This is a genomic window from Erythrobacter sp., assembly GCF_035194505.1.
GTDB lineage: Bacteria > Pseudomonadota > Alphaproteobacteria > Sphingomonadales > Sphingomonadaceae > Erythrobacter.
Window position 1 is genome coordinate 915,445 of the sequence record NZ_CP136573.1, and the last position, 13,754, is coordinate 929,198.

Below are 13,754 nucleotides of genomic sequence, written 5' to 3' on the forward strand. Positions count from 1 at the left end.
GCTCAGCCTTCCTTGTTTTCTTCGGTGGCCGGCGCGTCGGTTTCGACGGCTTCGGTCACGATGGCTTCTTCGGCGACGGCTTCGACGACCGAGGGAGTCTCGTCAGTCGGCACAGCGTGCTTCGCGATCACGGCGCCGGGGAACGGCAGGCCTTCGGGAAGCGGAAGCTTGACGGCGTCGCGCACGAGCAGCCAGCCGTTCTTCGAACCCGGGACCGAGCCCTTCACGAAGAGCAGGCCGCGATCGGCATCGGTGCGGACGATTTCGAGGTTCTGCTGGGTGCGCTGACGGTCGCCCATGTGGCCGGCCATCTTCTTGCCCTTGAACACGCGGCCCGGATCCTGACGGTTACCGGTCGAACCATGGGCGCGGTGCGAGATCGACACGCCGTGGGTGGCGCGCATACCGCCGAAGCCCCAGCGCTTCATGGCGCCCGCAAAGCCCTTGCCCTGCGTGTGGCCGGTGATGTCGACCTTCTGGCCGGCGACGAAGTGGTCAGCCGAGATGGTCGCGCCGACGGGCACGAGCGCGTCTTCGCTTTCCACGCGGAATTCGGCGACCTGCTTCTTCAGGCCAACGTCAGCCTTGGCGAAGTGCTCGCGCTGCGGCTTGGCGACATTCTTCTGCTTGGCTTCGCCAGCACCCAGCTGGAGCGCGAAATAGCCATCGCGGTCAGCGGTGCGGTGCGAAACCACCTGGCAATCTTCCAGCGACAGAACGGTCACAGGCACGTGCCGTCCATCCTCCTGGAAGAGGCGGGTCATCCCGACTTTCTTTGCGATCACGCCGGTGCGCATCGTCTTGTTACTCCTCAACAGAGGCACCCTACGGACCATCCGCAAGGTGCTTGGCGGACCACAGCGCAAACGCTGCAGCCCCGTTCAGCCCGAATTGTCATGCATCGCCCCGTCCGGGCTGAGTGCTCCTGCTGGCCGGTTGGCCGCTGGAGCGAGACGGGGGACGCAGCCCGGAGAGTTTCTCCGGCGGTATCCACCCTATCGCTGGATGGGGCACTTGCGGCCCCTACGATAGAGGCCCCCACCCGAAGGAGGGGGCATTTCGGCCGGCTTACGCCAGCTTGATTTCAACGTTCACGCCAGCAGCCAGATCGAGCTTCATCAGCGCGTCCACGGTCTGGGCGTTGGGCTGCACGATGTCGAGCAGCCGCTTGTAGGTGCGCACCTCGAACTGCTCGCGCGACTTCTTGTCGACGTGCGGGCCGCGGTTCACGGTGAACTTCTCGATACGCGTCGGCAGGGGAATGGGGCCACGAATAAGAGCGCCGGTCCGACGGGCCGTATCGGCGATTTCGCCGGTGGCCTGATCCAGAACGCGGTGATCGAACGCCTTGAGGCGAATGCGGATATTCTGAGCTTCCATGTCCTACTACCGATGCGAAAGAGCCAAGGATCGACCGGCTTCCCGGCGTCTCCCAAAAAACAAAGGCCGGCCCCGCTGTTCCCGGTTTCCCGTAAGCGGGCGGCCTTCTTCAAAACTCGTGACAGACGGGACGAATCTCGTCTGCGGATGCGCGCCTATACGGAGCGCGCCCCGGTCTGGCAAGGGGCTTCGGAAAGGAAATTGCGCGGGGCTGAAATCCCCTCGCATTTCTCCCGGAAAGCGCCCTTCCCTGCCCTTCTCCAGGCATTGCCTTGAAGGTGTGAGCTGCTGACACAAAAAGGCCCGGCAGCTCGTATGAGCGGTCGGGCCTCTGTGCGTTCAGTCAGCTCCGTGTGCGGAGCAAAACCTTACTTGGTGATCTTGGCAACGACGCCCGAACCCACGGTGCGGCCGCCTTCGCGGATCGCGAAGCGCAGACCTTCGTCCATGGCGATCGGAGCGATCAGCTTCACGCCGATCGAAACGTTGTCGCCCGGCATCACCATTTCGGTGCCTTCGGGAAGGATCACTTCGCCGGTCACGTCGGTGGTGCGGAAGTAGAACTGCGGGCGGTAGTTGGCGAAGAACGGCGTGTGACGGCCACCTTCGTCCTTCGACAGCACGTAGACTTCGGCTTCGAACTCGGTGTGCGGCTTGACCGAACCGGGCTTGCAGAGAACCTGGCCACGCTCGACTTCTTCACGGCCGACGCCGCGGATCAGGGCGCCGACGTTGTCGCCAGCTTCACCGCGATCGAGCAGCTTGCGGAACATTTCCACGCCGGTGACGGTGGTCTTGCGGGTGTCCTTGATGCCGACGATTTCGACTTCGTCACCAACGTTGACGATGCCGGTTTCGATACGGCCGGTCACCACAGTGCCGCGACCCGAGATCGAGAACACGTCTTCGATCGGCATCAGGAAGTCCTTGTCGACCGGACGCTCGGGCTGCGGGATGTAGCTGTCGACGGCTTCGATCAGAGCAATGATCGAGTCCTTGCCGATGTTGTCATCGCGGCCTTCGAGAGCGGCCAGAGCCGAACCCTTGACGATCGGAATATTGTCGCCGTCGAAGTCGTACGACGAGAGCAGTTCGCGAACTTCGAGTTCGACGAGCTCGAGGATTTCCTCGTCGTCAACCTGGTCGACCTTGTTCATGTAGACGACCAGCGCCGGCACGCCGACCTGACGGGCGAGCAGGATGTGCTCACGGGTCTGGGGCATCGGGCCGTCGGCAGCGTTCACCACCAGGATCGCGCCGTCCATCTGGGCGGCACCGGTGATCATGTTCTTCACGTAGTCAGCGTGACCCGGGCAGTCGACGTGCGCGTAGTGACGGGCAGCCGACTCATACTCGACGTGCGCGGTCGAGATGGTGATGCCGCGCTCGCGCTCTTCCGGCGCCTTGTCGATGTTGGCGAAATCCACGGCGCTGCCGCCGTAGGTTTCAGCCATCACCTTGGTGATCGCGGCGGTCAGCGTGGTCTTGCCGTGGTCAACGTGACCGATGGTGCCGATGTTGCAGTGCGGCTTATTCCGCTGGAACTTTTCCTTGGCCATTTCTCTGGTGTACCTTCTTGAATGAAACGTTGTGTTCGCGGGAGAATTGGGGGCGCCCGCTGAATCAGGCGCCGCCCCCTAGACCGATCGCTCGGGTTAGGCAAGTTTCTCCTTAACCTCGGCTGCGACGTTGGCCGGAACCTCGTCGTAATGCGAGAACTGCATGGTGTACTGCGCGCGGCCCTGGGTGAACGAGCGCAGTTCGTTGACGTAGCCGAACATGTTGGCGAGCGGGACAAACGCCTCGACCGCCTGGGCATTGCCGCGGGTATCGGTGCCCTGGATCTGACCGCGCCGGCTGTTGAGGTCACCAATGACGTCACCCAGATAATCATCCGGAGTGACGACTTCGACCTTCATGATCGGCTCGAGCAGCTTGATGCCCGACTTTTGAGCGACTTCGCGCATGGCACCGCGGGCGGCGATTTCGAACGCGATCGCGCTCGAGTCGACGTCGTGGTAGGCACCATCGATCAGCTTGATCGAGAAGTCGATGATCGGGAAGCCCACGAGGTGGCCGCTCTCGGCCTGCTCGCGGAAGCCCTTCTCGATCGCCGGGATGTATTCGCGCGGGATGTTCCCGCCCTTGATCGCGTCCTCGAAGAGCACGCCCTGGCCACGCTCGCCCGGAGTGACGACAACCTTGACGCGGCCGAACTGGCCCGAGCCGCCCGACTGCTTCTTGTGGGTGTAGTCGACTTCGACTTCGCGGCCGAGGTATTCGCGGTAAGCCACCTGCGGCGCACCGACGTTGGCTTCGACCTTGAATTCGCGACGCATGCGGTCGACGATGATGTCGAGGTGAAGTTCGCCCATGCCCTTGATGATGGTCTGGCCGCTCTCGTGATCGGTCGACACGCGGAAGGAGGGATCCTCCTGCGCGAGGCGATTGAGCGCGATGCCCATCTTTTCCTGGTCGGCCTTGGTCTTGGGTTCGACCGAGAGCTCGATCACGGGCTCGGGGAATTCCATGCGCTCAAGGATGATCGGCTTGGCAGCATCACACAGGGTGTCACCGGTGGTGGTGTCCTTCATGCCGGCCAGCGCGACGATGTCGCCGGCAAATGCCTCATCGATGTCCTCGCGGTTGTTCGAGTGCATCAGCAGCATGCGGCCGATCTTTTCCTTCTTGTCCTTCACCGAGTTCAGGACCTGGCCCTTGGTGAGCTTGCCCGAATAGATGCGGGTGAAGGTGAGCGAGCCGACGAAGGGATCGTTCATGATCTTGAACGCCAGCGCCGAGAACGGCGCATCGTCGCTCGAGGGGCGCTCTGCTTCCTCGTCGCTGTCGGGCAGCACGCCCTTGATCGCCGGAACGTCAAGCGGCGACGGCATGTAGTCGACCACCGCGTCGAGCAGGGGCTGGACGCCCTTGTTCTTGAACGCCGAGCCGCAAGTGACGGGCACAAAGGCGCGCGCCATGGTGCCCTTGCGGATCAGCGCCTTGAGCGTGGCGACGCTCGGCTCGTTGCCTTCGAGATAGGCTTCCATGACCTCGTCGTCCTGTTCGACGGCGAGTTCGATCAGTTTCTCGCGATATTCGGCAGCCTTGTCGGCCAGATCGTCAGGGATCGCGATGAACTCGTACTTCGCGCCAAGGCTCTCGTCCTTCCAGACGATGCCGCGGTTGTTCACGAGGTCGACCACGCCCTGCAGCTGGCTTTCGGCACCGATCGGGAGATAGAGCACCAGCGGCTTGGCACCGAGACGATCGATGATCGATTGGACGCAGTAGTAGAAGTCGGCGCCGGTGCGATCCAACTTATTGATGAAGCACATGCGCGGAACGCCGTATTTGTCGGCCTGGCGCCACACGGTTTCCGACTGAGGTTCAACACCTGCCACGCCGTCGAACACCGCGACCGCGCCGTCGAGGACGCGCAGCGAACGCTCGACTTCGATGGTGAAGTCCACGTGGCCCGGGGTGTCGATGATGTTGATGCGGTGCTTCGGCTGGTTTTCGCGCAGCGCATCGGGATCGCTCATCGGATCCATCGACGAATCTTCGGCGGTCCAGAAGGTCGTGGTCGCAGCCGAGGTGATGGTGATCCCGCGCTCCTGCTCCTGCTCCATCCAGTCCATCGTCGCGGCACCATCGTGCACTTCGCCGATCTTGTAGGACTTGCCGGTGTAGTAGAGAATACGCTCGGTCGTGGTGGTCTTGCCGGCATCGATGTGAGCCATGATGCCGATATTGCGATAGCGCTCCAGCGGATACTCGCGGGCCATAATGGTTTCCTTAAAGGTCTTGCGGGGGCCGCCGGGTGAGCGGATCGGCCCCCATATAGTGACGATTGTGACAGCCGGAAGACGCCTCCTCCGGCCCCTCCACAAGTGTTACCAGCGATAGTGCGAGAAGGCGCGGTTGGCGTCGGCCATGCGGTGGGTGTCTTCCCGCTTCTTGACCGCGTTGCCGCGATTGTTCGCCGCATCCATCAGCTCGCCCGAAAGACGCGCGGCCATGGTGGTTTCCGGACGACCGCGCGCAGCCGTGATCAGCCAGCGGATCGCGAGGGCCTGGGCGCGCTCGGGACGCACTTCCACCGGCACCTGGTAGGTCGCACCACCGACGCGGCGGCTGCGCACTTCCACCTGCGGCTTCACATTGTTCAGCGCATCATGGAACAGCTGGATCGGATCGGCCTTGGCCTTGGTCTCGACCGTGGCGAGCGCGCCATAGACGATCTTTTCGGCAACAGCCTTCTTACCGTCGAGCATGAGGTTGTTCATGAACTTCGACAGAACCTGATCTCCGAACTGCGGATCAGGCAGGATTTCCCGCTTCTCGGGACGACGACGACGTGACATATCTTGAACTCCTTCGGAGTGCGGCGAACCCTCCGGTTCGCCTTGCGGCTCCGGCCCGCTCCGCGTTTCCGGCCTTTTTGGCCGACCACCCAGAAGCCACCTGGTCGGTGGCAGGGTGACGCGAAGAACCGTAGCCCCGTTGAACCTTACTTCGGACGCTTGGCGCCGTACTTCGAACGCGACTGCTTGCGATCCTTCACGCCCTGCGTGTCGAGAACGCCGCGCAGCACGTGGTAGCGCACGCCGGGAAGGTCGCGCACACGCCCGCCGCGGATCAGCACAACAGAGTGCTCCTGCAGGTTGTGGCCTTCGCCCGGGATGTAGCTGATGACTTCGCGCTGGTTGGTCAGACGGACCTTGGCCACCTTGCGCAGCGCCGAGTTCGGCTTCTTCGGGGTGGTCGTGTAGACGCGGGTGCAAACGCCGCGCTTCTGCGGGTTCTGCTCCATCGCAGGGACCTTGCTCTTGGCCTTCTGCGGAACGCGGCCCTTGCGGACCAGCTGGTTGATTGTCGGCATTAAGTTCTCACTTCACCTTGTTTGAGGCCATGGCCAGAGGGGTGAGGAGATCACGAATCGCGAACACGCGCGCGGCGGGGATCATGCCCCGTCACAACAGCCAGTCGCGAGCCGAAAACGCTCCACCCGCCTGAAAAGACCGGGTTACTTTGCCGGCCGCCCCTTCTGGAGAAACGCACCGCCAATGTTCAGCTCAATCCGAGCAAGGCCCGGAAGATGCGCGCCCTTAGGCGGGAATGGGTGGAGGGTCAAGGGTGGGTGTTGGAGGGGACGGGGTGTCCTACTTTGCTTCGAGCAAAGGGATGTTCCGATCGAAGACAGAAAAACAGGCAATAAAACCTGAGCAACCTCGTAGCAAATAACTGGATGCCGATCAGTCCAGCTAGAACCCCACCCACACCTCATTGCAAATCAAATAATTACCAGTTGCCGACCATTTGCGCATTCGATAGTCTCGAAGAAATCGCTCGGGGGGACGAAAAATGCGAAAAATAGTGATTGTGGCCAGTCTGCTTGCAACGACGGCTTGCGCGTTTCCTCAGCAGGTCCAACGCTTCGGGGTTGAATATAACACCGCTCTTGCGAACATGCAGAATGAGCAAACTTTACTGAATGTTCTGCGCGCCCGCGACGGGATGCCAACCCACTTCACATCTGTAAGCCAATTGGACGCCTCGAAAAACCCTCGCCTTTGAGGCGTTGATCTGATTCACTGCCTTTGCGGATGAGCGGAGGCGAAGATGGTTGGCCAGCCTGGTTTCTTTGATCTGTCGGACCGGTATGCGGCGCTGAGTGCGGCGGGTGATCCGCTGGAGCGGTTGACGGCGGTGGTCGATTTCGAGGTGTTCCGCGGGCCATTGATCGTGGCGCTCAGGCGGAGCGATCTGGGCAAAGGCGGCCGGCCGCCGTTCGATCCGGTGATGATGTTCAAAATCCTGGTGCTTCAGGCGCTCTACTCTCTGTCAGACGAGGCGACCGAGTTCCAGATCAAGGACCGGCTGTCGTTCCAGCGGTTCCTCGGACTGGGGCTCGATGGCCGGGTGCCCGATGCGACCACGGTGTGGCTGTTCCGCGAGCGGCTCGTACAGGCCAAGGCGATCGACAAGCTCTTCGCGCGCTTCGATGCGGCGTTGACCGATCGGGGCTACCTCGCGATGGGCGGGCAGATCATCGATGCGACCGTGGTGCCGGCGCCCAAGCAGCGGAACACCGAGGACGAGAAGGCCGCGATCAAGCAGGGCAAGATCCCGGAGCGCTGGAAGGAGAGGCCTGCCAAGGTCCGTCAGAAGGACCGCGATGCGCGCTGGACGGTCAAGTACTCGAAGGCCAAGGTGAAGGAGGGCGGCGACCCCAAGGGCTTCAAGCCGGTCGATCTTGCCATCCCGATGTTCGGCTACAAAAACCACATCGGCATCGACCGGGCTCACGGGCTGATCCGCACTTGGGATGCCAGTGCGGCCAACGCCCATGACGGGGCACGGCTGCCGGAGCTCATCAGCAAGCAAAACACCGGCTCGGGCGTATGGGGCGACACGGCTTATCGCTCAAAGAAGAACGAGGCGTTCCTCGAGCGGGGAATGTTCAAGAGCAACATCCACCAGCGACGCATGCCGCGTCGGCCGATGCCAGAGCACATCGCCCGAGCCAATGCGAAGCGCTCCGCTGTGCGCTCGGCAGTTGAGCACGTGTTCGCCGGACAGAAGCACCGCATGGGGCTGTTTATCCGCACCATCGGCATCGCCCGCGCAAAGATCAAGATCGGCATGGCGAACCTGGCCTACAACTTCCAGCGCCTCGCCTGGCTCGAGGGGCGAAGTGCGCCCGCATAGCGCGAAAACGAGGTGCCAAGCGGCGCTCCAGCTCAGAAAAACAAGGAAACGAGGCCGAAAGGCACAGCCCTCACGCACCAAAGACCGCGATCAGACCCCTCGCGCCGCCGTCAGGCCGAAAATAGACGTTCTTCGAGGTGTCCAAGTCCCACAACCCGCTGACGGTTCGCTCACCCGCCTTGCGGAGCATGGCTTTGAGCCGGGAGAATGCCTTCTCGATAGGGTTGAAGTCCGGGCTGTATGGCGGGAGGAAGCGCAGCGTTGCACCGGCCGCTTCGATCCTTTCCTTCACTGCCGCCCGTTTGTGGCTCGAGAGGTTGTCCATGATGACCACGTCACCGGGTTGCAACTCGGGCACCAGAACCTGCGCCACATAGGCTTCGAACCAGTCGCCGTTGATCGGCCCGTCCAGCACCATCGGCGCGACCATGCCGGTCATTCGCAGTCCCGCGACCAGCGTGGTGGTCTTGCGGTGGCCGTGCGGGAAGCCCATCCGCAGCCGCTCGCCCTTCGGGCAGCGGCCATGGCTGCGGGTCATGTTGGTGGCGGTCCACGTCTCGTCGATGAAGACGAGGCGTTCGGGTTCGAGATCGATCTGGCCGTCGAACCAATGCTGCCGTTGCCTCAGGACGTCGGGACGGTCCTGCTCGATCGCGTGGCCGGTCTTTTTTTGCGCGTGATCCCGTGACGCACGAAGAAGCGATGCACCGTGCCGATACCGACCAGGGCCCCACGCTCGATCAGCCGCGCCTGAACCTCGACCAGGGTCATGTCGCCTTGCTCGGCGATCAGCTCCCGAATGAAGCCGCCGTGCGCTTCGATCTTGCCTGAATGCCGGTCACCGCCGCGCGGCTTGGCAACGGCCCGGCCATGCTCAAGCGCTCTTCGCCGCCAGCGGATCGCGCTCGACACGCTGACCCCAAAGCGCGCCGCCGCCGCGTGGCAGCTCAGGCCGCCATCAATCGCTGCAACGACCCTGTCCCGAAGATCCTGTGAAAGCGTTCGTGCCATCCGTGCTGGCCTCCTGCCACCAGCAGGAAGTCTGAATCACAACGGCGCCGCGAAGGGAATCCCTGACGAATCAGATCGTGTGGAAACCGCTCTAAAGGGATTGATAGGCGCAGGCAGTGTGGCTCCCCGAGTTTATATGTTTGCGCCCTCAAGCGCCGGGCGCAGCGCCTCCGCGCTGCTTGGCTTTCGCGCCATAAGGCGCGGCGGCCGTTCGGCCTTGCGGCGTGGCTTCGCCCGCCGAGCCAGTGGCAGACGAGGACGTTGGTGGCTCCCCGCCCCCCAACCCCTCCCGCAAGCGGTAGGGGAGTTATGATTTTCCTACTCCCCCGCCCTCTGCCACCCCTCCCCCCATGTACGAGGATGACTACGCCCCCTACCCCGCCCCCGATCTGCCCAAGCGCAACAAGCGCGCGACGCCGCGGCAGGCGACCTCCTAAGTCGCGTGGGAGTTCGAGCCGGCGGTGTTTGCCGAGGATGATCCGCTGCTCGACTTCGCGCCCTATCTCCACAAGCAGCCGCGCCGCAATTCGATCACGCCCGATCTCCAGCGCGCCTTTGTGCTGCGGCTAGCCGAGACCGGCATTGTTACCTCGGCCGCGGCCCATATCGGGCGCTCGATGGAGGCGCTCTACAAGCTGCGCAAACAGCCCGGTGCGAAGGACTTTGCCCGGGCCTGGGACGAGGCGCTGCGCTGGGGGGTGCTGAGGCTCGAGGATTGCGCGCTCGAACGGGCGCTGACGGACGCGGCGTACAACCCGCACGCCAATTCCATGCTGTGCTTCATCCTGCGCTATCGCGGGCAATACCGCGTCGATGCGCGCGACCTGGTGCCCGGCCACCCGATCTATGAATGGATCCGCGAGGATGTGCTGGAGGAGGAGCGCGAAAAGCGGCGCGCGCGCTCAGGACGCCAGAAAGGCGGTTAGCGCCCTCACCTTCTTGCTGCGCCATTGCGGCGGCGGGGCGAGGAGCCAGTAGGCGCGCTGGGCAGGCTCGGGGCCTTCGAGCACGGTGAGGCGGCCCTGCGCGATCGCGGCCTCGGCCAGTGCCAGCGGGAGGATCGTGCGGCCCATCCCGGCGAGCGCAGAGGCGAGCGCCTGTCCCGGGCTCCCGGCCTTGATGCAGGGGTTCTTCCCCTCGGGCAGCGGCATCCCCGGCCAGTCGATCCAGGCATCGCGATGCTCGGGCGCGGCGACGGTGACGCGCATGGCGGGGGCGAGCTGCACGCCCTCAAGATCGCCCGGCCCGTCGACCAGCCGGATCGCGAGATCGAGATTGGCCTCGGTGAAATCGGCGTGCTCGTCGGGCGCGAGGATATACTGCACGCCAGGGGTGCCGGCCTGAAAGCGGGCGAGGCGCGGGGCGAGCCACTCGGCGTAGAATTCGCGCGGGACAGCGATGGTGTAACGGTCCGAGGCCTGGCCCGCCTGCATCGCCTCGACGCTTTCCTCGAAGCGCAGGAAGCCTTCGCGCAAGGGGTCAAGGCCCGCCTCGCCCTCCGGCGTGAGTTCGAGGCCCTTGGAGGTACGGCGGAACAGGACGACGCCGAGCACGTCCTCCAATGCGCGGATCTGCTGGCCGACGGCGGCGGGCGTCACCGCCAGCTCGTCCGCCGCGCGGGTGAACGAGAGGTGCCGGGCGGCCGCGTCGAACACGCGCAGGGCATTCAGAGGGAGATGGGTGCGCTTCACGCTTGCCCGATTAGGCGCGCAGGCCGCGCGCCGCAAGTATCAGCGCGGGCTCCTGCCTTCGGCCGTTTCGGGCGCGGAGAGCGGGAAGAAGGGGATGCGCACCTCGCAGGAGGAGCCGTCGGGGCGCTGGAAGGTGTAGAACCCCTCCATCGAGCCGAACGGCGTCGTCAGCGGGCAGCCCGAGACATAGTCGTGGCTCTGGCCGGGTGCGAGCAGCGGCTGTTCGCCCACCACGCCCTCGCCATCGACATGATTGACCATGCCGCGCCCGTCGGTGATCCGCCAATGGCGGGTGCGCAGGCGCAATGCCTCGTGGCTGCCGTTCTCGATGCGGATGTGATAGACCCAGAACCACTTGCCCGCCTCCGGATGCGACTGCTCCGGCAGGTAGTTCACAGCAACCCGGACGGTGACCCCGTCGGTGGTGGCAGAGTGCTGGAAGAATTCCTTCATATCGTGCCCCAAGGTAGCGATTCTGTTTCGCGCCACAAGAGCCTCAACGCAGGTAATCCCCGCTGTATCCCGCCGGCGTGACGATTTGCTCGCCTCGCTCGGCCGGCGCGGGCATAATGCGCTTTGGCTTGAGGGGGATACGGGGATGATCGACATTCGGCTGCACAGCGCCCCGGATGTTTCGCGCCGTGCGGTGCTGCGCGGGATCGGGGCCGGGGTCCTGGGAGGCATTGCGACAGGTTGCGCGGGGCGCAGCGGCGAGCAGCTTGCCCTCCCGCTAGATCCGCAAGCGACCGCGACGCCCGATCTGGTCGATCTCGTCCGCTTCGATCCGCGCCTCAGGCTCGATATCCGCTATGCCACGCCCGCCAACTTCATGGGCCGCAAGCTCTACCCCCTCGCCCGCGCCGTCGCCCAGCGGCCCGTCGCCGAGGCGCTTGCGAAGGTCCAGACCCGGGCCGAGGCGGCAGGCTATGGCCTCCTCATCTTCGACGCCTATCGCCCCTGGCGCATCACAAAGGCGATGTGGGAGGCGACCCCACCCGAAAAACGCGAATTCGTCGCCGATCCGGCAGTCGGCTCGCGCCACAATCGCGGGTGTTCGATCGACCTCTCGCTGCATCGCAATGGCGTGGAGGTGGTCATGCCCAGCCCCTATGACGACTTCACCCCCGCCGCCTACCGCAGCAACACCGCCGCGCCGCCCGAAGCCCTCGCGCTCTCGCGGATGCTGGAAGGCTGGATGGTGGCCGAGGGCTTCGTGCCCCTGCCCAACGAATGGTGGCACTACGACTGGGCCGAGTGGCGGCGCTATCCGATCATGGATGTGCCGCTGGAGGATGTGACAGCGGGGTGAGGTCCGGATATGCAGCGCAGAGCGAACCTGCCGACGTTGGGAGGGCTGCCCCCGAGCGGACCGGTTCAGGAGATTTCGCGGCCATCCGGATCGGGGCGCCGCGTCTCAACCATGGCTGGCGCGGGTGGTGGCAGGGCTGCTTTTGTAGATACTCGGAAAAAACCTGCCGTTCGGCTTGCGACCCCGAAGTAGTCATTGTGGGGTGCGCCATCAAATGCTCGCGGCCGCATCAGAGCGCGACGTGGGCACGCGAGCTGGCCAATCAGGTCTTTTCCCAGCTGTGCGACAAGAGCTTCACCGTAACCTTTCCGGTTGCGACGTGCACGCCGCCCGCATCATGCATCGGGAATTCGGCAATATAGGTTGCGCTGCCCTTACGCTCCAGATCTGCCAGAAGCGTTTCGAGGGTGGCCTCGTCGAGCCGGAACTCGGCAAAGACATCGCTGGCGGCGGGCTTATGGAAGGCAACCGCGATATCTTTGAGGATCGGATAGAAGCGTTCGGTATCGAGGATCGAAATGCCGGGAATTGCGGCGGTTGCTTCGGCCAGAACGGTGTAGGCCCCCATGTACATCACGCCGACATGGTTCTCGTTTCCGGCAAGCGGCATGCGGTAGCGCGCATGGCCGCGCCCGGTTTCCTGCAACTCCAGACCGGTCCGTTCGACGAATTCAACACGATACGTCATGCGCTTTTCCCCTGCCAGCCCGCTACGATCGCAGCTTTGTGAAGGCCTCTCGGGCCAGTCTGTTCAGTCCACCGCGCCCCAGTACTTCCTGAAATTGGCCGAGCATCGCCCCGTCATTCCAGTCGACCATGCTGATCCACGCAAACTGGTGCGGATTGGCCTGCATCGCGAAATGGCTTTTCGCAGCGCCCGTCACTTCCAGAAGCCGGCCATGCTCATCCTGAGCGGTGACTGATACCAGTTCGATCCGCGACAAAGGGCCATCTTCGCGGCGGACAATCGCTTCCCTGATCAATCCACGTTTTCCGTCGCGATCAAGGTAGCCAATGGTGATGGGGGGATCGCGATCCAGCAGCTTCATGATCAGGAAGCTTTCAGCATCGCTGATGCCGTAAAAATAGAGTGCCCGCGATCCGTCCTGCATATCGGACCGAGGGCCCCACGACCGGTCGCGCATGCCATGGCAGTCGAGAACAATCACCTTGCCATGCAATTCGATCTGGCCCTGCACCTTCATCGGCTGATCGATGTGACCATAGCTGGCCGCATGACCGCCCGCCGCAAACGGCTCTGCACAGGCGGTGAACAGCAGATCAGCCGTGAACAGCCCCGGGTCATCATACCGCACGCGGTATTGCTGCATCGGCTCGATGATCTCGTAGCTGAGATGGTCGAGGCTGAGTCTATTGCTGTCGAACTGCGGTGCTTCGAGATGCCACTGGGTGCGAAAATAAGTGGCTGTCCAAGGCGATTCCTGCCCCGGCCCCCACACCATGACGGCGAGCGATGCGATGTCGAGATTGGCCCTCACCATCGGATAAAAATGGCAGGACAGGTTGTTTGCCGGATCATCAAACGAGAACCAGTATGTCTCGGACCACCACCGATCCGTAGGGTCGGGCGTGTGCAGAAAATCATCGGCGGTCAAATCATGGGTCATGATGGAATCCGATCATGTGCC

The 13,754-nt window shown here is 63.5% G+C and carries 14 protein-coding genes; 3 read left to right on the forward strand and 11 right to left on the reverse strand.

Annotated features, from left to right (window positions below):
* Positions 1-2: 2 nt before the first annotated feature.
* The 6 genes from rplC to rpsL all read right to left on the reverse strand — a co-directional run bounded on the left by rplC (position 3) and on the right by rpsL (position 6,265).
* Positions 3-797: a 50S ribosomal protein L3 gene (gene rplC / locus RSE14_RS04600; protein ID WP_324076816.1), complete on the reverse strand. Its 795-nt coding sequence runs from the start codon at positions 795-797 to the stop codon at positions 3-5.
* Positions 798-1,068: 271 nt separating this feature from the next.
* Entirely contained in the window at positions 1,069-1,380 is a 312-nt protein-coding gene (rpsJ, locus tag RSE14_RS04605) for a 30S ribosomal protein S10 (RefSeq protein WP_017665146.1), read from the reverse strand.
* Positions 1,381-1,748: 368 nt separating this feature from the next.
* The gene (gene tuf, locus RSE14_RS04610; RefSeq protein ID WP_324076062.1) at positions 1,749-2,939 is read right to left on the reverse strand and encodes an elongation factor Tu; all 1,191 of its coding nucleotides are present in this window, start codon (positions 2,937-2,939) and stop codon (positions 1,749-1,751) included.
* Positions 2,940-3,035: 96 nt separating this feature from the next.
* A complete protein-coding gene (fusA, locus tag RSE14_RS04615) occupies positions 3,036-5,168 on the reverse strand; it encodes an elongation factor G (protein WP_324076063.1) in 2,133 nt (710 codons plus the stop codon).
* Positions 5,169-5,276: 108 nt separating this feature from the next.
* Positions 5,277-5,747 (reverse strand): 30S ribosomal protein S7, encoded by a 471-nt coding sequence (rpsG, locus tag RSE14_RS04620; protein ID WP_324076064.1) that lies wholly within the window; start codon positions 5,745-5,747, stop codon positions 5,277-5,279.
* A gap of 146 nt (positions 5,748-5,893) precedes the next feature.
* On the reverse strand, positions 5,894-6,265 hold the full coding sequence (rpsL, locus tag RSE14_RS04625) for a 30S ribosomal protein S12 (RefSeq protein ID WP_006831873.1): 372 nt from the start codon (positions 6,263-6,265) through the stop codon (positions 5,894-5,896).
* 740 nt (positions 6,266-7,005) lie between these two features.
* On the opposite strand from rpsL, the gene RSE14_RS04630 reads away from it, so the two are divergent.
* Entirely contained in the window at positions 7,006-8,094 is a 1,089-nt protein-coding gene (locus RSE14_RS04630) for an IS5 family transposase (RefSeq protein ID WP_324076065.1), read from the forward strand.
* A gap of 70 nt (positions 8,095-8,164) precedes the next feature.
* Here the strand turns inward: RSE14_RS04630 and RSE14_RS04635 are convergent.
* A protein-coding gene (locus RSE14_RS04635) for an IS630 family transposase (RefSeq protein ID WP_416379360.1) occupies positions 8,165-9,105 on the reverse strand; the annotation gives its coding sequence in 2 pieces (ribosomal slippage) (positions 8,165-8,757 and positions 8,757-9,105; 942 coding nt in all).
* A gap of 461 nt (positions 9,106-9,566) precedes the next feature.
* On the opposite strand from RSE14_RS04635, the gene RSE14_RS04640 reads away from it, so the two are divergent.
* On the forward strand, positions 9,567-10,031 hold the full coding sequence (locus RSE14_RS04640; RefSeq protein WP_324076066.1) for a hypothetical protein: 465 nt from the start codon (positions 9,567-9,569) through the stop codon (positions 10,029-10,031).
* On the opposite strand, the gene RSE14_RS04645 is transcribed toward RSE14_RS04640, so the two are convergent.
* Both RSE14_RS04645 and apaG read right to left on the reverse strand, forming a co-directional pair.
* Complete coding sequence (locus tag RSE14_RS04645; RefSeq protein WP_324076067.1) at positions 10,008-10,796, reverse strand: LysR family transcriptional regulator; 789 nt, start codon at positions 10,794-10,796, stop codon at positions 10,008-10,010. The two genes, RSE14_RS04640 and RSE14_RS04645, sit on opposite strands and share 24 nt — an antisense overlap.
* A gap of 39 nt (positions 10,797-10,835) precedes the next feature.
* Entirely contained in the window at positions 10,836-11,249 is a 414-nt protein-coding gene (gene apaG / locus RSE14_RS04650; protein ID WP_324076068.1) for a Co2+/Mg2+ efflux facilitator ApaG/CorD, read from the reverse strand.
* A 145-nt stretch (positions 11,250-11,394) separates the two neighbouring features.
* Between apaG and RSE14_RS04655 the strand changes: the two genes are divergently transcribed.
* A complete protein-coding gene (locus tag RSE14_RS04655) occupies positions 11,395-12,105 on the forward strand; it encodes a M15 family metallopeptidase (RefSeq protein ID WP_324076069.1) in 711 nt (236 codons plus the stop codon).
* Positions 12,106-12,367: 262 nt separating this feature from the next.
* On the opposite strand, the gene RSE14_RS04660 is transcribed toward RSE14_RS04655, so the two are convergent.
* The gene (locus tag RSE14_RS04660; RefSeq protein WP_324076070.1) at positions 12,368-12,793 is read right to left on the reverse strand and encodes a PaaI family thioesterase; all 426 of its coding nucleotides are present in this window, start codon (positions 12,791-12,793) and stop codon (positions 12,368-12,370) included.
* Positions 12,794-12,815: 22 nt separating this feature from the next.
* On the reverse strand, positions 12,816-13,733 hold the full coding sequence (locus RSE14_RS04665) for a DUF7064 domain-containing protein (RefSeq protein WP_324076071.1): 918 nt from the start codon (positions 13,731-13,733) through the stop codon (positions 12,816-12,818).
* Positions 13,734-13,754: the final 21 nt, after the last annotated feature.

Excerpts from the sequence above, each read along its gene's own strand:
- rpsG (WP_324076064.1), bottom strand. The coding sequence starts at position 5,747 with ATGTCACGTCGTCGTCGTCCCGAGAAGCGGGAAATCCTGCCTGATCCG.
- rpsJ (WP_017665146.1), bottom strand. The coding sequence starts at position 1,380 with ATGGAAGCTCAGAATATCCGCATTCGCCTCAAGGCGTTCGATCACCGC.
- rpsL (WP_006831873.1), bottom strand. The coding sequence starts at position 6,265 with ATGCCGACAATCAACCAGCTGGTCCGCAAGGGCCGCGTTCCGCAGAAG.
- RSE14_RS04630 (WP_324076065.1), top strand. The coding sequence starts at position 7,006 with ATGGTTGGCCAGCCTGGTTTCTTTGATCTGTCGGACCGGTATGCGGCG.
- RSE14_RS04655 (WP_324076069.1), top strand. The coding sequence starts at position 11,395 with ATGATCGACATTCGGCTGCACAGCGCCCCGGATGTTTCGCGCCGTGCG.
- rplC (WP_324076816.1), bottom strand. The coding sequence starts at position 797 with ATGCGCACCGGCGTGATCGCAAAGAAAGTCGGGATGACCCGCCTCTTC.
- RSE14_RS04660 (WP_324076070.1), bottom strand. The coding sequence starts at position 12,793 with ATGACGTATCGTGTTGAATTCGTCGAACGGACCGGTCTGGAGTTGCAG.
- apaG (WP_324076068.1), bottom strand. The coding sequence starts at position 11,249 with ATGAAGGAATTCTTCCAGCACTCTGCCACCACCGACGGGGTCACCGTC.
- tuf (WP_324076062.1), bottom strand. The coding sequence starts at position 2,939 with ATGGCCAAGGAAAAGTTCCAGCGGAATAAGCCGCACTGCAACATCGGC.
- RSE14_RS04665 (WP_324076071.1), bottom strand. The coding sequence starts at position 13,733 with ATGACCCATGATTTGACCGCCGATGATTTTCTGCACACGCCCGACCCT.
- fusA (WP_324076063.1), bottom strand. The coding sequence starts at position 5,168 with ATGGCCCGCGAGTATCCGCTGGAGCGCTATCGCAATATCGGCATCATG.